This is a genomic window from Paenibacillus silvae (assembly GCF_014639235.1).
Taxonomy (GTDB): domain Bacteria; phylum Bacillota; class Bacilli; order Paenibacillales; family Paenibacillaceae; genus Paenibacillus; species Paenibacillus silvae.
Genome location: NZ_BMFU01000001.1, coordinates 212812 through 231646, shown reverse-complemented (window position 1 = coordinate 231646; position 18835 = coordinate 212812). Strand labels below are relative to the sequence as shown.

Here is an 18835-nt window from a genome sequence, read left to right as displayed (position 1 = left end):
GTTAGAATGAACAAAAAAATATGGATCGCAGCTTTGCTGGTAACCGTAATGGCTATAGCTGCTGGATGTGGCAGTAAACCGACAGCTGCTCCGAGCCAGACACAAGGTACGGGAACAGAGACACAAACAGGAACCGGCGTAACAGAGGTAGATGGTCAGGTTATTACTGATCCTGCAACGGCGGATTCCGAGGAAAATACAACACCATCCGCACCGACAAATGGAAGTTCTGAGGGAACAAGTTCAGAAGGCGGAACTTCGACGGACAAGCCTTCAGAAACGGACAACAAACAGCAGAAGTCCATTGAAGTGTTCTATACTGATCCGGAGGAGCTTGAGCTGCACAAGGCATCAGCTGAAATTGCATTTGCATCGGATGATGAAAAATACAAAGCGGCTTTTGCTTCCTTACAGCAAAGCAAAGACGATAAGCTTGTTCCACTCTGGTCCAAAGATATTGAGCTGAAATCCGTTCAGTTCAAGGATGGAGCACTGACACTGGATATTCATATGCCAGATACAGCACGTCTTGGTGCAGGTGGCGAGGTATTCGCGCTGGATGCCCTGAAACAAACATTTTTCCAGTTCGATGAAGTGAAATCACTTGATCTGCTGGTTGACGGCAAATCATCTGAAAGCTTGATGGGACATGTGGATCTCGAGCATCCAATGACAAGATCCAACTAGTTTACGCTTCTAATGTGTTACCATACCGTGGACACGGAACTAGATCGTTTTATATGAGAGAGGGGAATCATAGGTGACTTTTAAATATAACCATTCATCACACTCTAAAAAAGTGGCATCTGTCGTGCTTGCAGGCATGATGGCCCTGAGCTCGGGCGGAGCTGCGATGGCGGCAGACTCAACACAGACAGGACCGGGTCAAAGTGCGGCAGCGAACAGCACGGCTGCACCGGCGGGTTTGTTCAGTGACATCAAGGCCGGATTTTGGGCCGAGAAACATGTATATAAACTGGCGTACCAAGGCATTCTTCTCGGTAATAACGGTCTGTTCCGTCCAGGGGACGCGGTAACGCAGCAGGAAGCGATAACGATGGCTATCCGTTTCATGAATGCAGAATCCCAATTGAACACAAGCACGGCTGCGGCATTACCGACAAATATGGAAGTAGGCAACTACTTCAAGCCATATGTTGCACTCGCACTTCAACTGGGACTCGTGGATAAAACGGAAGAAGCGGCTACAGATGTGTCCAAAACGACATGGGGCCAAAAGCCGGCAACACGTGAATGGATCACCAAATTGTTGATTCGCTCGCTTAACAAGGATGCTGAAGCAAAAGCTCAAAATAATCAGTCTACAGGTTTTGCGGACAATGCAAGCATTTCCGACAGCGCCAAAGGGTATGTAAATCTGGCTGTTAGTCTGGATCTGGCCAAAGGCCTGGATGGCAACAAGTTTAATCCGACAGGTTCTGTAACCCGTGCGCAGCTCGCGACGTTTTTCAGCCGCGGGGAATCGTTAACGGATACGAAATATCCGAACACAGCAACAGGTTATGTGACCGGATTAAAAGACGGGCAGATCACGCTGGTGGTTGATGGCAAGGCCGTTAACTATGCAGTGAACAGCAGCACCCCTTATTTTACCAAGGATAGTGAAACGCGAGCAGCTGCATCGGATGTGAAGCTGTACACCAAAGTGCTGGTTGTAGGCTCATCGGGTAGTGCCTCTTACGTTGAGGTTATTGATGCCAATCCTCAAGTGGAGAGCATTGAAGGTACATTTGCGCGTTCGCTGTCAGGTAATAAAATCGGCTTGTTCGTAGGCGAAAATTATGAAACCTACAGTTACGACGAGAACACAGCATTTATCGATCAAAATGGCAATACCATTAAATTGTCTGACATAACGGCGGATAGCATTATTGAAGTGCAGCGCGAGACATTCTCCGCTGACAAAAAAACAGTGGTGATCCGGGTCAAATCCGGCATCGTAAACAAAAGCGATAACGGTGTGATTGCGGAAGTACAGACTTCTGGCAAAACGATCAAACTGGTCAATGCAGCCGGAGCAACAGAACAGTACACGTACAATGATAGTCTGATTATCCTTTATCAAAATCGTATTCTGTCTCTGTCTGATCTGAAGGCAGGAAGCTCAGTGAAATATACGGTAAAAGACAGTGTGCTGCAAACGATCGAGCTTGCTCAAGGGGTTGAGCAATCCGTTCGTGGAACGCTTGTTGAGATCGGTGGCAATCAGTCTACGGTAACATTCAAACGAGATGGCGGCTCTCTTGAAGCCAAGCTTCTGATTGAGAAGCCGGAAGTGATCATTAACGGCATTCAGGATGCAACGCTGAATGATCTGATTACAGATGCAACTAATGGCGACAAGGTTGAGCTTACGTTGAACAGCGATGATCAGGTGACACGCATTCAGGTCATTGGCCGTCAGATGGAGCCTTTGAATGGAGCTACGGTTGTCTCCTATAACAGCAAAACAAAACTGCTCACGGTATTGGATGCCAATAAAAAACCGTATGTGTTTACGCTTGATGAAAAGACAAAAATGGACTATAACGCAGCCAAACCAACGTTGGCAGGACTGGAATCTCTGCTGAATGATGGCCGCAAGCTGGATCTGACTTATGTAGGAACTCGCGCATTGTCTGTAAAGGTCATTTACAAGTACGAGGGAACGTTCACAAGTATAGATACTGCTAATCGAAAAATTAGCTTGTTATCCGGCAGTCAAACAATAACTGTGCCATATACAACAGTTCCAACAGTTGAAATGTATAATAAATCCAGTGCGAGCTTGTCTGATCTGAAGATTGGTGACAATGTTACTGTTACTCTTGGATCGAATCAGGACGTGGTACAGAAAATTGCGCTCAAATCGGTGGCTCAATTTGAAGTTGCAGGTGTGGAAACGAATGGCCGAGTTCGGGTGAAGGCTGATTTGCTTACGAGTCAATTCTACGTGGACCAAGCGGTGTTAACGGATGAAAATGGACAAACGATTACTTCTGCACAATTGGTTACAGGCAGTCTCATTAATGTGACCTTCGAAGGAGTAACACCAAAAGCGGTTCAAGTCATTAAACGTACACTTGCTGAAGTGACAGCGGTAGATGCTTCTTCTGTAACCTTGAAACAGTTCAACGGTTCGACAGAAAAAGTGGCAATCTCGGGAGCGGTGAAAGTTGTGAAATCCGGCTCGACATTAACCTCTTTAAGTAACCTGACAGTGGGTGACCGTGTGGAAATGACCAAAGATACGGATAATTCCACACGTTTTCGGGTACTTACTGTCATGAGCAAACAGTTCTGGTCTTATGATGGCGTAGGAAACCAGATTTTGGTTAAACGTGAAACGACAACGGACACCAATTATCGTTTTGCACTGGGTTCAAGCGTATTTGTTCACCAGGGTGACAACACTTTAAGCGTGCAATCTCTCAGAGATAATGATAATATTGTATTGTATCTCTTGAACAATGTTGTGTTTGAGATTCAAAAACAGTAATCGTTTCTTTTCGAGGATCAAAAGAATGACCGTCTTGATACGGGATCTTTCCCGCATCAAGACGTTTTTTTTGCAAGCTTTTTGGGAGGTAGCTCTTCATGAATGCAGCGACGGTAAGACATATACTCGAAACAATGGAAGCCATGTTTCCTGATGCACATTGCGAATTAAATCACAGCAATGCATTTGAACTAACGGTTGCGGTGCTTCTGTCTGCGCAGTGTACAGACGAAACGGTGAATAAGGTCACCGCGGATTTGTTTCAAAAGTACCAAAGTCCGGCAGATTATTTGGCGGTTTCTCTTGAAGAGCTGGAGCAGGATATTCGTCGAATCGGGCTGTACCGAAACAAGGCCAAGCATATCCAGAACATGTGCCGAATTTTAATAGAGCAGTATGGCGGTGACGTGCCGCAGGAGCATGATCAGCTTGTCACTTTGCCAGGAGTAGGCCGCAAAACCGCAAATGTCGTTGTATCAAACGCGTTTGGAGTACCGGCGATCGCTGTAGATACCCATGTCGAACGTGTTTCGAAGAGACTTGGGCTAGCGGGTTGGGATGACTCCGTACTTGAAGTCGAGAAGAAACTGATGAAGCGCGTACCTCGGGATGAATGGACTATAACTCATCACCGGTTTATATTTTTTGGACGCTACCATTGCAAGGCTCAATCTCCCCAGTGTCATATCTGTCCGTTACTGGACATATGCCGGGAAGGGAAAAAACGTATGAAAACGTCCCAGATCAGGAAAGATAAGGAACGTGCAACTCCCCGAAAACGAAAGTTAAATTCAACAGCAGAAAAGGATGAATAATGATGAAATGCATTTCCGTGTACACTGACAACTTTGAAGCCTTCTCCGATATTTTTGAACAGATCGTTGAACAGGATATGGCTGAGAATGAAGAAAAAGAAGTTGAAGGTATCACTGTAAGTCACTCTGGTGATGTGCCTGAACATTATCTGGAGCGTATGTCCACGAAACCAGAAGTGGTTGTGATGAGAGACAAAGGCAGAAACATTACGATTTTGCAGCATGGTCAGGTTTTCGAAATTTTGTTGCCTGAAATGGAGAATGCAGTATCCTAAGTTTTGTTTAGTCTAAAACCTATGATCAAGAACCTGGCTGCCGTGACACGACCGTTCCATTGTGTATGCAAATGAGGATGGTATGTCATGCGGTCAGTTTTTTGATGATGAACGTTCCGTGTTATGCGGAAATTATAGTACAAAATTTTAAAACCGACATGATCGGTTTTATTTTTTTATCCATACCACAGATAGTACATACATTGTGTTAAGAACAGATTGCTGGCAGAAATGATCTCGTAATGCAATGATATTGATCTGGAATTCATCTACATGCAGATTCAAGTGAAAACGTTCAAATTCAAACATGATAATGTTAAACTAAATAAGATATAACAGAGATTGACGTCGATATGGATGTCAAATTAGAGGAGCCAGGAGGAAGGCCAGTCATGTCCAGAACAGATTTTCCAGCAGAAATGGCCACACCTTTGAACCCGTTGCGTGAAGCAATGGAGAAGACAGGGGACCAAACCGCTGTAGAGGCAATAACGGATTTAATCAGCAAGGCGGAAACAAAACATTTGACGATTGCGTTCTGCGGACATTTCTCGGCAGGCAAATCGAGTCTGATTAACAGCTTGTGCGGAAAAAGGGTGCTGCCCTCCAGCCCTGTGCCAACCAGTGCAAATGTGGTTGCCATCCGCAATGGCAAGCCGAGAGCACTTATTTATACATCTCCAAGCGTAAGCGCTGACAATAATGATAAAGGCACGCTTGAGGTTTCACCCGAAGAGCTTGAGGCGTATTGTAAAAATGGCGGCGCATACAGCTCTATAGAAGTATGGGATGATATCCCGCTTTTGCAGGACGACGCCGTGTTACTGGATACGCCGGGCGTAGATTCAACCGATCGCGGGCACAGCCTGGCCACACATTCAGCTCTGCATCTGGCAGATGTTGTGTTCTATGTGATGGACTACAATCACGTTCAGTCGGAGACCAATCTTTCTTTTGCGAAAAGTTTGTCCGACTGGGGCAAGCCGCTGTTCCTGATCGTAAACCAGATTGATAAGCACCGGGAGCGAGAGCTCTCGTTTGAACAATACGTGCAAGGCGTAGAAGCGATTTTCGAAGCATGGGAAGTGCGTTATGATGGTCTGCTGTTTACCTCATTGCGGGATCAGCAGCATCGATATAATCAGTGGAAGCAGCTCCCCGAACTGATTACCCAGATGATGAAGAGCAAAGAAGAGCTGATCTCACACAGTCTGGCTAGCTCGGCTCGTCATATTACGGAGCAGCATCTGACCCGTGAGGCGGGAAAACGAGAAGATGAGGAAAATGCACTGCTGGAGGAGATTGGCGGGCAAGAAGGCATTGAACGTTTGTCACAGGAGCTGGCGTATCTGGATGAACAAGCTGCCGAGATTCAGGCCAAACCATCGCGGATACGCGAAAAGTTCAGAGCAGAGCTTGATTCGCTGCTGGCAAATGCCAATCTTACTCCGGCGGACATTCGTACTTCCGCAGGCAGTTATCTGGAAAGCCGCAAGCCGGGTTTCCGGGTAGGCTTGCTCTTCTCCGGCGGCAAGACGGAGCAGGAAAAGCAGCGCCGGGCTTCGGAACTGGTGAGACTGCTGCAGGATCAAACCTCCAGTCAAGTTGAGGTTCATGTCCGTACGATGCTCAGACAGCTGGGTGAAGCCCATCAAATCTGGGGCGCGGAGTGGGAGCAGGCACTGAATTCAGAGCTGCCTGCAATCGATGAGGAATTGCTTGAACTGAAACGAAGTGCGAGTGCAGAGCTGTCGCCTGAGTATGTGATGCAATTCAGCAAGGACGTCCGGGGCGAGATCGAGGCCCGGTATCGCAAGTCGGCCATGGCGCTGGCCGACCACATCCTGGAAGCGCTGGCTGCGCAAGGCGAAGCCGCGCTCCAGGCGCTGGACGCCAGCCGCGCAGCGCTGCTGGCGCAGTCCGCGGCGGCGGCGCGCTACACGGCGCTCCAGCGCGCCGCCGCCGAAGAGGCAGCAGTGCTGCGCAGCCTGCTGCCTCCTGCGGGCCCCCTCACCTCCGGGCTGTTGCCGGAGGTGAAGGGCCCGCACGTGCCCGCGCCTGGACCGGGCGAAGCTCCCGGTCCGCAGGCGGGCACGTCCACGTCTGTGGCTGCGCAGCCACAGACGCAGGCCCCTGCGCCGCCGCGCGCAGCAGCGGCGCAGGGCGCACCGGCGGCGGCTGGCGCGGAACGCCGCCGGCGCCTGGACGCAGCAGCGGCACGGCTGGAAGCCGCTGCTGCGCTGGTGGAGCCGTACCCCGCCATGGGGTCGGCGGTACGGGATTTGCGTGCACGCGCAGCTTCGCTTGCGGGCGGCACGTTCACACTCGCGCTGTTCGGTGCGTTCAGCGCGGGTAAATCCTCCTTCGCCAACGCTTTGCTGGGCGAAGCCGTCTTACCCGTATCGCCGCATCCAACGACAGCGGCGATCAACCGCATCATGGCTCCGGCTGGCGGCGCGCAGCATGGTACAGCCCGGGTCCGCATGAAGACCCGGGACGCCTTCCAGGAGGATCTGGCGTATTCCTTCCGCCTGCTGGGGCTTGGCGAGCCTGGCGCAGAATGGCAGAAGCGTGTGAAAGCCTTGACACCGCAGGATGTGCATCCGGCTGGACGTCCGCATTACAGCTTTTTGCAAGCCGCTGCTGCGGGGTGGCAGGAGACGCAGGATCAGTTGGGTCAGGATGTGCTGGTCGATCTGAACGGATATCGCAATTTTGTAGCGAACGAGAAGAAATCCTGTTTTGTTGATTCCATCGATCTATACTACAGCTGTGATGTAACCGAACAGGGCATTGTGCTGGTGGATACACCCGGGGCAGATTCCGTGAATGCACGCCACACCGGCGTAACGTTTAATTATATGAAAAATGCCGATGCGCTCATTTTCGTAACGTATTATAACCATGCCTTCTCTCAAGGAGATCGACAGTTTCTGAATCAGCTGGGGCGGGTCAAGGACAGCTCTGCGATGGATCAGATGTTCTTTGTTGTCAATGCAAGCGACCTGTCCTCTTCCGATGAAGAGCTGGAACAGGTGCTGGAGCACGTAGGTACAGAGCTGCGAAGCAACGGCATTCGTTCCCCTCGTTTGTTCCCGGTATCCAGCATTATGGCGATGGAAGGCAAGATGGATGGCAATGCAGAACTGCTGCAGCAATCCGGGTTCATTCGTTTTGAGGAGGAGTTTAACCAGTTTGCGGGCAAGGAGCTGGCTGATCTTGCAGTAGGTGGAGCTTCCGAGGAGCTGGCACGTGTCATCCAGCGCTTGAACAAACGCGCGGAAGATGCAGCTCAGGGAGAAGAAAAACTTCGTGAGCGGCGGAATGAACTGGAGACGATCTCCGGGCAGTCACGTGAGCGGATTCAGCGCTTGGCACAGCGGGCGATGAAGGATGAGTTGACACAGGAAACGAATGAACTGCTCTTCCATGTCAGACAACGCCTTGCGTTCCGACTGGGTCAGTTTATGGCTGAGGCGTTCCATCCGTCGGTGCTGCGGGAGGATCAGGGCAATCTGAAAACGGCTTTTGCCGCATGCGGCCGGGAACTGCTGCGTATGATCGGGATCGAGCTTGAGCAGGAATTGCTTGCCACGACACTGAGACTGGAGCAGACCGGGCAGGCATGGGTTGCCAAGCAAGTCACCGAATGCATTGATGAGGTGAAGCAGCTGACCAGCGGCATTGATTTATCCTTAACTTTGGATGAGAAATGGAGCACACCGGTGTTGGAGGAAATCCGGCTGGAGGAACCGTCGGGTTGGAAAAACTACTGGAGTTACTTCCGTAATCCGAAGCAGTTCTTTGAAGGAGATGGGCGCCAGCGCCTTCAGGAGGTGCTTGATCCTGTGCTCAAGCAGATGATTATTGAAGCGCTGCCTGCCTCGGAACAAAAGCTGATTCAATTTTACGATACACAGGTTTGCCAGTCGGTGCAGCATCAAGCGCGTCAACTCACCGAGCGGCTGGATGAAGCGATTAGCGGACTGCAGGATACGCTCGAAAGTGGAATTCCTGCAGAGCAGTGGGCCGCTTTGTCGGCCCAGCTGGAACAGATGCAGGAATAAGAGGTCATGGATGCTTCAATAGCATCACTTCGTTTTAATGACGGGTAAATGTGCGCGATTGATAGCCTGTCCTGTGACAAGGTTTTTTCAGCCAACATGGTCGTGATTATGGAAACGTTTGTAAAATAAATGAGAACTTCCAAAATACTTTGAAAATGTTGCAAAAACACGCTCAAAAAGGCTCCCGCTGTAAAGGCATACAGGGAGCCTTTTTTTGGTATGACCAACCTGAAATATAGAGAATATTCAAACATTTGATTGAAAGTCGGGTATTGGTCTCCGTTAATGCGATAATAAGCTGAAAGCAGCCTGAATATGGTCTATTATTCGCTTTGCCGCGAATGGGGGACGGTGATAAACTTCATAAATGTTCATATCATTTAATGCAACATCAGAGGAGGAGAAACATGGATGTTCTTAGGCAACTGCAAACCTTTTTTTGGGAGAAGCGAACGTATTTACTGGTATCAATCTTGTTCCTCGCCTTAGCGACCGCACTTGGATTGGTCTACCCGAACCTGCTGCGAATTTTGATTGATGATGTCATTGTTCCACGAAATTTTGAAGACGTTCCCATACTTGCCCTGACGGTGTTAGGTGTCGTTATTTTGAAAGCGGGAATGCAATTTTTACACGGTTTCTTTGGTGGGCGTCTCGGTAACTATCTGGCCTACCGCCTGCGTAATGCATGTTATGAAAAGCTTCAATTTCTATCCTTCCGTTATTATGATACGGCCAAAACAGGTGATCTGATGTCCCGCCTCACGGGAGATTTGGAGGCCATCCGTAACTTTATCGGATTTGGTTTCGCCCAGATTCTCAACATGGTTCTAATGGTCGTGTTCGGCGCAATTATGATGATGACGATGAGCTGGAAGCTAACGCTGCTGACCCTTGTCTGCATTCCTCTGCTTGCCTTCGTTGCGCTTCGATTCGAATCCAAAATTCACCCTGCTTTTCAGGAGATGAGACTGGCTCTAAGCTCGCTGACTACAGCGGTACAAGAAAATATTACAGGTGTAAGAACCGTTAAATCCTTTGCACGCGAGCCTTATGAGGTGGAGAAGTTTTCCACACGGAATGAACGATACAAAACCAATCAGATTCATGCTGCAACATTATGGAGCCGTTATTTTCCTGTCATGGAGATCCTGGCATCGGTAAGTGTTGTACTGCTGCTCGTAGTTGGTGGAAGGATGGTTATTCAGCAGACACTGACCCTGGGTGAACTTGTTGCCTTCTTCAGTCTGATCTGGTACATAATTGGTCCGATGTGGGGACTCGGGTTTCATATCAATAACTATACACAGTCCAAGGCTTCCGGTGAGCGGGTGCTTGAGCTGCTGAATACCCCTGTTGACGTTGTAGAGACAGAAGACCCGGTGATTGTGGAATCAGAGCAGGTCAGAGGTCATGTGACTTTTGAATCAGTAACCTTTGCTTACGGAAACAAAATGCCAGCAGTAACGGATATTAATTTTGATGCTCCGCCCGGTTCTGTAATCGGTTTCCTTGGCGGAACAGGCTCTGGTAAATCGACCATTATTCAGCTGCTGATGCGAGCGTATAACGTTAATTCAGGCGCAATCAAGCTGGATGGAAGAAATATTAAGGATATGGGCATTCGCAGCCTGCGGAGTCAGATTGCTTCCGTGTTCCAGGAAACGTTCCTGTTCTCTTCCAGCATTCGCAATAACATCTCCTACGGACTGAAAAATGTCACGATGGATGAGATTATCCGTGCTGCCAAGCTGGCGAAGGCGCATGACTTTATTATGGAGTTTCCCGAAGGGTACGATACGGTCGTGGGCGAACGCGGCATGGGGCTGTCCGGTGGTCAGAAACAGCGGATTGCCATTGCCCGGGCCTTGCTCAAAAATCCGAAAATTCTTGTGCTGGATGATGCAACCAGCGCGGTGGATATGGAAACCGAACACGAAATTCAGTCGGGCTTTCAAGAGGTTATGCGCGGGAGAACAACATTTATTATTGCCCACCGGATTTCATCCTTGCGTCATGCCGACGAGATTCTGGTACTTGATGAAGGACGCGTTGTCCAGCGCGGTAAACATACAGAGCTTATTCAGGTGCCTGGACCGTACCAGGATGTGTATAACATTCAATATGCAGACTACATTGCCCGCGGCAAGCGGGAGGCTGGGGAGCAGGTGAACTCATGAGTGCCGAGACGATAACAGACAGGCGCGAGGTCAAAGGGACCTCGAATCCGAAAATGAATGAACGATTTGTTTATCAGGATGATGAAGTTATTGAAAAACCGTTTAACTGGCAAGAATTCGGGCGATTGTTCGCCTATATGAAACCGTATGCGAAGCAGCTGCTGCCGCTCGTTATTCTGATGATGATTCTGGGAACGATTACGAAATTGTCCGTACCGTTTCTCATCAGTCTGGCTATCGATAAAGCGATTGCGCCGCAAAGCGGAGTGCCTAGCGTAACACTGCTGTATCTGATTGCAGGTTCAATCCTGCTGCTGTATATCATTCAGTGGGCGGCTAATACGTACCGGATCAAGCTGACAAATGTCATTGGGCAGCGGGTTATTTATGATCTTCGTTCAGACTTGTTCAAGCATATTCAGAAGCTGTCCTTTAACTTTTTTGACAAAAGGCCGGCAGGCTCAGTGCTTGTGCGTGTAACGAATGATATTAACTCCTTGCAGGATCTGTTTACTAACGGTGCGGTCAATGTCATGATCGACTGTGTGCAGCTGCTAGGCATTATCGTTATTCTGCTGCTTATCAACTGGAAGCTGGGGCTGGCTGTAATTATTACGGTACCGATCATGTTTATTATATCCACCAAGCTGCGTGTCATGATTCGACGGGCGTGGCAGGATGTGCGGATGAAGAACTCCAGAATTAACTCCCACTTGAATGAATCCATTCAAGGCATCCGGGTAACGCAGGCGTATACGCAGGAAAAAGAAAATATGAAATACTTTGACAATATGAATATGTCCAGCAAGAAGTCCTGGGACAAAGCATCCGCCATGAACCAGGGATTCGGTCCGTTAATTGAAATTACAGGCGGCTTCGGCACACTCATACTGTTCTGGTATGGTGCACATCTCATCCAGAATGAAATGTTAACCGTGGGTCTGCTGGTTGCCTTCGCCAACTATGTCGGCAACTTCTGGGACCCGATCAACCGTCTGGGACAGATGTACAATCAGCTGCTGGTGGCGATGGCTTCATCCGAGCGTATCTTCGAGTTCATGGATGAGAAGCCGCATATCGCGGATAAACCAGGTGCAAGACCGCTTCCTTCTATTAAAGGGGATATCGTGTTCGACAATGTGGTGTTTGAATATGAAAAAGGAAGACAGGCGCTCAAAGGCATCAGCTTTTTGGCTAAGGCCGGGCAATCCATTGCGCTTGTAGGTCACACAGGCTCGGGGAAAAGTACAATTATCAATCTGATCAGCCGCTTCTATGACATCACGAGCGGGCGTCTGACCATCGACGGACATGACGTTCGCGATGTAACGGTTGAGAGCCTGCGCAGTCAGATCAGCATTGTGCTGCAGGATACATTTATTTTCTCGGGAACCATTCGCGACAACATTCGTTTTGGACGGCTGGATGCGACCAATGAAGAGGTAGAGGAAGCCGCCAAAGCCGTCAATGCTCACGAATTTATTATGAAGCTGCCGGGTGGATATGACACGGAGGTTGAAGAACGTGGTAACGTGCTGTCCATGGGACAACGGCAATTGCTGTCGTTTGCCCGTGCGTTGCTCGCTGATCCGCGAATTTTGATCCTGGATGAAGCCACAGCCAGCATTGATACAGAAACCGAGCTGAAAATCCAGGAGGCACTCAAGGTGCTGCTCCAGGGACGCACTTCCTTTATGGTGGCTCACCGACTCTCTACCATTCGCAATGCGGATAACATTATTGTGCTGGATCACGGGGAGATCAAGGAAGAAGGCAATCATGAGCAGCTCATCCAGAAGCAGGGCGTATACAACGGTCTGATTGAAGCGCAGTACCGGTTTCTTTAAAAGATCGAAATAACAACAGAAACATGAACAAGCAGTTGGAGTATAGCTAGTATAAACAGACACTTCAGCCTCATGGGTTTCTCTCCTTACAGCAGGTTATCCTGATAAAGGTATGAGACCACAGGGTTGAGGTGTTTTTTTTATGCTCGGATTCTAATCGGAATCATGTTGCCTGACCACAGAGGATGCGAAGTGAAATATGTTATATTTTAAACATGAAAAATTACAGCAATATCTGGGGGAAGAGCATGCAGAACAAACGCGCAGGACAGGTCAGCCCACTTTCTTCTTTTGATGTACTGGATAAGCTGCATTTCAGCTTGATCGAGTTTCAAGCGGCATCAACAAGCCAGTCCGAGCCTGGCTGGAGACTGGGCAAACATTTTCTGGAAAGTTATTTACTGCTTTTTGCTGCGAGTGGTGAAGGATGGCTGACGGTTGATGGCCAGTTTATTGAGCTCCGAAGTGGAGCTTTTTATATCGGTTTGCCTGGGCAGCTAGTGGAAGCCGTGTTTCACGGAAAAGATAAACGTGGGCTGTACCTGATGAAGTTTAGCGTTACATTTGATGGTGAAATGATTGATACATCCGTACAGGACATGATGAAACAAATATACATGCAAAGCAATAACAGCGAGATCAGCTGCAGCTCGCCAGCTGCTGTTCGTCTGTTATGCCAGGATATAGAGGAGCTCAACCGAAGTGCAGAGGGCCTGAAGCGTTATTATGGTCAGATTCGTTTCCAAGAGCTGTTATATCTTATGTTCAGTGATATGCTCCATGTCGAAACACAGGAGACACTCCTGCCTGTTGAGCAGGTCAAGCATTATATTGAACAGCATCATATGGAGAAAATAACGATTCAGGATATGGCTGAGGCTGCACGGATGAGCTCACGTCATTTCATGCGCCTGTTCAAAAAAAGATACGGCTGCAGCGCAGTGGACTATTTAACCATTTATCGAATCAAGCAGGCACAGATTATGATGAGGAATGACCACAGCCTTCGGCTGAAGGAGATTGCGACCTGTGTGGGGTTCACAGACGAGATGTATTTTCGCCGTAAATTCAAACAAATCTCGGGTCTTCCGCCAGCTGCGTTTATTCGTAACAGCAAGCAGCGTATTGCTGCTGTTCATCCGCTAGCGATCGGCACGTTGCTTGCACTTCAGGTTATCCCCTGCGCAGCAGGAGCGAATCACCCATGGACGGCCTATTACAGACGAAAATATGAGACGGATAAGGTTACTCCTCTGGTTGACACGGAGGATGGAGCTCTGCAGCAGCTGGAGGCCATACGTCCTGATTATATCATTGCTTTTCGTGAAGAAATGTCACATAACATGATGCAGCATCTAAGCTCACTGGCACCTGTATGTGTGCTTTCACATGCGGATGGCAATTGGCGTCATCATCTCATAACTGCGGCCGAGTGTCTGAATCGGTCTGCTGCGGCCGAGGTTTGGTTGCAAAGGTATGAGCAAAAGGCAGCTGCCTTGCGTTCACAGCTGTCTGAACAGATCCTCAAGGACACGTTGCTTATCATTAGTATTCAGGAAGCTTGCATTCATGTAATGGGTCCACGAACAATCGCTTCCGTTTTCTATACGGATCTGCAGCTGCTGGCCCCCGAAGGCATAGAGCACGTATGGCAGAAGCATCATCTGCAGATGAGTGATCTAAGCGATCTGGCACATCTGTCTATAGACAGGGCACTAGTCATCGTTGGTGAAGATGCTGCATCAAGACAAACTTGGCTTGAACTAAGCGATTCGGAGATATGGCAGTCTACCAAAGCCGCGCAGCAGGGCTCTATCAGTATGATGCATCCAGGTGTGTTGCTAGAGGACACCGCCTTTACTCATGATCTGATGTTGGACGAAGTATTGAATATGTGGCACCATCGTCCATAATATAAAGTCGCAATCGTCAATATCCTGCGGCGCAGATTTTGACTATACTACTCCTATGTCTAATTGATAATGATAATTATTATTAATCAATGGTTATCACATTTTCAAAAATATATAGGGGGTACATGAGAAGTGAAGTTAAAGTATGGGGTATTTACAGGAATTATTTTATTGCTGCTATTGCTTAGTGCATGTGCACAGGCTACCGAGCCTAAAGCGTCCGGTTCACGAGAGCAGGGTACGAGTCAGTCCACTACAGCTGCATCCAATACAAGTACAAGTGAATCTGAACAGTCGAATGCGGATCAGGTCAAGGTAGTACAAACCGAGATGGGTGAGATTACAATTCCTGCGTCACCCCAGCGTGTGGTTGGCTTGTCTGTTGTTTATCCGGAGCTGCTGTATTCGCTTGGTATTGTGCCGGTAGCTGTACAAAATTATCATGAAGAGTTTCCGAAATATTTGCAGGAGCCTTTTGCTAACACCGTAAAAATGGGCATTGCCAAGACCCCGGATTTTGAAATGATTCTTGCCGCCAACCCCGATCTGATCCTTGCCCCTGCATGGTGGTCGAAGAAGGATTATGAGCAGCTTTCCCGCATCGCTCCCACCGTACTGCTGCCTGAGCGTGAGGAATGGCCGGAGGAGCTGCAGGATATCGCCGCCGTTCTTGGCAAGGAGGCAGAAGCGAAACAGGTCATGGCAGATTTGGAGCAGCATGAGAAGCAGGGGGCTGACAAGCTGCACAGCCTGATTGGGGACGAGACGGTGCTGTATGTAAGAGTTATGGAGAAGGAAATCATTCTGAACGGCCCCAATCTCTCTCGCGGAGCATTCATTCATAAAAAGCTCGGTTTGAAACCTTTGAGTAATTTCCCTGAAAGTGAAGCTTCACTATCGATCTCAATGGAAGTGCTGCCTGAATATGATGCGGATCATCTGATTATTCAGCTGGATGATAACGAAAACCCGCAGATCAAGAAAAAGTATGAGGAATTGTTAAGCACATCCATCTGGAAAAATCTGAAGGCTGTCAAAGAAAATCACGTATACCTCGTAGGGGGGAAGGAGTGGTTTAATCTGGGCATGGCCCCGCTGGCTGACAATTATGTGATTGATGATATTGTTGCTGCATTTGAAGAGAAGAACTGACCAGCATACGAGCTGATATTACAACAGTGGATATAACGATGAAAACAGGAACAGGATGTGTCTGTAATGCAGAATCAGGACTTATATGATGTAACGATTATTGGCGGGGGTCCGGCAGGATTGTATGCGGCGTTCTACGCTGGCATGCGCGAGATGAAAGTGAAGCTCATTGAGGGTAAAGACGAACTGGGCGGATTTTTGCAGACGTATTCGGATAAAGCGATCTGGGATGTCGGCGGACTGCCGCCTATGAAATGCGCCAAACTTATTGAGCACCTTGTGCAGCAGGCTGGTACATTTGAACCAACGGTGGTGTTGAAGCAAACGATAGATACGTTTAATCATCTGAATGATGGAGTTTTTGAGTTACAGACTCATACGGGTGAATCGCACTATACTCGCACGGTCATTATAGCCATTGGCCGAGGTGTTGCCGAAGTACAGAGGCTGGATATCCACAGTGCGAAGGACTATGAGAGAAGCAATTTGCATTATACAATTCAGAACCTGGATTATTTTGCAGGAAAAAAAGTGCTAATCTCCGGCGGTGGCAACAGTGCCGTGGATTGGGCACTTGAGCTTGCGGAACGGGCCTGCTCGGTAACTGTGGTGCATCGACAGGATTCATTTCGCGCTATGGAGCACAATGTGAGTCAGATGAGGAGAAAAGCAGAGGTATATACACCCTGTCACATTGAACGTTTCTACGGCAACGGTCAACGCATTCACCAGGTTGGCATAGTGAGCACAGCGACAGGAGAAACCGTCCGTCTTGATGTGGACGAAGTGATCGTAAGTCACGGATATACAAGTCATGTCAGCAATCTCGCCCGCTGTGGTCTGGATATGCACGAAGGTATGCTTGTCATGAATCAGTGGGCTGAAACCAGTGTGCCTGGCATTTTTACAGCGGGAGACTGTGCGATGCGGGAGGGCAAAGTACGTCTGATTGCCGGTGCTTTTAATGATGCGATTGTTGCGGTCAATAGTGCAAAAAAGTTTCTGGAGCCTGCGGCAGCGGGAATGGCCTACGTATCCTCGCATAACGAGCTGTTCCGGGAGAAAAATCGCGCTTTGCATAACAAACCGACTAGTTCATCGTAATCTTGTAATTAACAGGTATATTCGAATGATGAGTCTATTTGTTTTTATATCCTTAATTTTGGGAGTAATGGAAGGAGTGACGAATCAAGAAATGTAATTTGTAAAAATTGATCGAAAAAACACAAAAAATCTTGTAAAATTCACAAGAAAAATAGGGAGTACTCTTGCAATCTTTAACCAAAACCCCGAAAATAGAGAGACAGATATAGAAGATTTCTCTTTGGGAGGATTGGAAAGAACATGTGGGGTGCTCCTTTTTCGGCTCAAGCCAAAAAAATGCTGCTGCTTGGCAGCGGAGAATTGGGTAAAGAGGTCGTGATTGAGGCTGCACGTCTGGGCGTGGAGACGATTGCTGTTGATCGTTACGAGAACGCTCCAGCGATGCAGGTCGCGCATCGATCTCACTGTATCGACATGCTGGATGGCGATGCATTGAAACAATTGATCCGTAAGGAACAACCGCATTACATCGTACCTGAAATTGAAGCCATTGCAACAGAGGCACTGCTTGAACTCGAGGAAGAAGGCTTTTGTGTCGTACCAACGGCCCGTGCTGCCCGTTTAACTATGGATCGCGAAGGCATCCGTCGTTTGGCGGCCGAACAATTGAAACTTCCTACAGCAGCTTATCTTTTTGCGGATAGTCTGGAGCAGCTTCAGGAAGCTATTCGTGAACTCGGAACACCGTGTGTTATTAAACCACTCATGAGTTCATCGGGTAAAGGGCAGAGTGTTTGCCATGTACCGGAAGATGCAGCGAAGTGCTGGGATCTTGCACTTTCAGGAGCTCGCGGCAAGTCCGTGCGTGTAATTGTGGAAAGCTTTGTGAAGTTCGAGAGTGAAATTACACTGCTTACCGTCAGATCGGTATCGGGTACTGTTTTTTGCCCGCCGATCGGTCACATTCAGAAGGATGGGGACTATGTCGAATCTTGGCAGCCTCATGCGATGACATCGGAGCAATGGACGCAAGCCTGTCATATTGCGAAGACGGTGACCGATGAGCTTGGAGGACATGGACTTTTTGGTGTTGAACTCTTCCTGACTGCCGATGGTGTTGTATTTAGTGAAATCTCACCGCGCCCGCACGACACAGGTATGGTCACAATGGTAACGCAGGACAGCTCGGAGTTTGCGCTTCATGTGCGTGCAATTCTTGGTTTTCCCGTCACGGAAGTACATTTGCTGACACCGGGAGCTTCGGCAACGCTGAAGGCCGATGTCGAAACAACACATTTCACCATTGGTGGAATGCAAGAGGCACTGGCTTTACCTCGTACGCAGGTTCGTGTGTTTGGCAAGCCTGAAACGAAAGTCGGGCGCCGGATGGCCGTAGCATTAAGTGCTGGAACAGATGTGGAAGAAGCTCGTAAAACAGCGGTTCAAGCCGCAAATATGCTGAAAGTGGAGGTTAATCATGTCCAATAATGTGGAGGCCCCTGTATTGATGATCCGAGAGTGTGAACTGCGAGATGCTGAAGCGGTAACGGGATTAATGCGAGAGGTCAGCTATCCGACTACAACCAATGTAATGAAAGAGCGCATTGAAGATTTGGAGAGCAATCCCAACGCGTGCATGCTTGTTGCCGAAGTGGATGAACAGATTATTGGTGTAATTGGTTTGCAATGTGTTCAAAGTCATGCCTACCCTGAGCCTGCTGCACAGATAACATCTCTAATCGTTGGTCAGGAGCATCGCGGCAGCGGAATTGCTCGTCGTCTGATGGCTCGTGCTGAAGATTGGGGCAAACAGCAAGGCGGTAAACAATTATTTGTCACAGGTGCCAATCGTGAAGTGACCTCAACAGCCTATTCATTCTATGAGCATATCGGCTTCCAGAAGAAAGGTTATCGCTTCAGTAAAGTTCTTTTATAATAGATGACAAGACATTCAGAGGGTGCAAACCTGACTGAGTGTCTTTTTTTATGACAAAAAAGTCATTTTTCCAGTATTTGCGGGTTCACATTCTCCTCATAGCTTGC

The 18835-nt window shown here is 48.5% G+C and carries 12 protein-coding genes; all 12 read left to right on the top strand.

All coding sequences use genetic code 11. From position 1 onward, the window contains the following. The first annotated feature begins 6 nt into the window (after positions 1-6). The 12 genes from IEW26_RS00995 to IEW26_RS00940 all read left to right on the top strand — a co-directional run bounded on the left by IEW26_RS00995 (position 7) and on the right by IEW26_RS00940 (position 18728). Entirely contained in the window at positions 7-687 is a 681-nt protein-coding gene (locus IEW26_RS00995) for a GerMN domain-containing protein (RefSeq protein WP_111271350.1), read from the top strand. 73 nt (positions 688-760) lie between these two features. After that, on the top strand, positions 761-3499 hold the full coding sequence (locus IEW26_RS00990) for an S-layer homology domain-containing protein (protein WP_188591031.1): 2739 nt from the start codon (positions 761-763) through the stop codon (positions 3497-3499). A 98-nt stretch (positions 3500-3597) separates the two neighbouring features. Beyond that, entirely contained in the window at positions 3598-4314 is a 717-nt protein-coding gene (gene nth, locus IEW26_RS00985; RefSeq protein WP_188591030.1) for an endonuclease III, read from the top strand. 2 nt (positions 4315-4316) lie between these two features. Next, complete coding sequence (locus tag IEW26_RS00980) at positions 4317-4589, top strand: NAD/NADP transhydrogenase alpha subunit (RefSeq protein ID WP_110894196.1); 273 nt, start codon at positions 4317-4319, stop codon at positions 4587-4589. A 392-nt stretch (positions 4590-4981) separates the two neighbouring features. After that, positions 4982-8656 (top strand): dynamin family protein, encoded by a 3675-nt coding sequence (locus IEW26_RS00975; RefSeq protein WP_188591029.1) that lies wholly within the window; start codon positions 4982-4984, stop codon positions 8654-8656. Between the two features lie 407 nt (positions 8657-9063). Then, the gene (locus IEW26_RS00970) at positions 9064-10836 is read left to right on the top strand and encodes an ABC transporter ATP-binding protein (protein WP_188591028.1); all 1773 of its coding nucleotides are present in this window, start codon (positions 9064-9066) and stop codon (positions 10834-10836) included. Then, positions 10833-12683, top strand: coding sequence for an ABC transporter ATP-binding protein (locus IEW26_RS00965; RefSeq protein WP_188591027.1), 1851 nt, complete (start codon positions 10833-10835; stop codon positions 12681-12683). The genes IEW26_RS00970 and IEW26_RS00965 overlap by 4 nt, the downstream gene beginning before the upstream one ends. A gap of 248 nt (positions 12684-12931) precedes the next feature. Further along, on the top strand, positions 12932-14596 hold the full coding sequence (locus IEW26_RS00960; protein ID WP_188591026.1) for an AraC family transcriptional regulator: 1665 nt from the start codon (positions 12932-12934) through the stop codon (positions 14594-14596). A 132-nt stretch (positions 14597-14728) separates the two neighbouring features. After that, the gene (locus IEW26_RS00955) at positions 14729-15748 is read left to right on the top strand and encodes an ABC transporter substrate-binding protein (protein WP_188591025.1); all 1020 of its coding nucleotides are present in this window, start codon (positions 14729-14731) and stop codon (positions 15746-15748) included. Positions 15749-15814: 66 nt separating this feature from the next. Beyond that, positions 15815-16852 (top strand): NAD(P)/FAD-dependent oxidoreductase, encoded by a 1038-nt coding sequence (locus IEW26_RS00950; RefSeq protein WP_188591024.1) that lies wholly within the window; start codon positions 15815-15817, stop codon positions 16850-16852. Positions 16853-17092: 240 nt separating this feature from the next. Then, positions 17093-18280 carry a formate-dependent phosphoribosylglycinamide formyltransferase gene (gene purT / locus IEW26_RS00945; protein WP_188591023.1) on the top strand — a complete coding sequence of 396 codons (1188 nt, stop codon included), beginning with the start codon at positions 17093-17095 and terminating at the stop codon, positions 18278-18280. Next, entirely contained in the window at positions 18270-18728 is a 459-nt protein-coding gene (locus IEW26_RS00940) for a GNAT family N-acetyltransferase (protein WP_188591022.1), read from the top strand. Before purT ends, IEW26_RS00940 begins: the two co-directional genes overlap by 11 nt. The last annotated feature ends 107 nt before the right edge of the window (positions 18729-18835 follow it).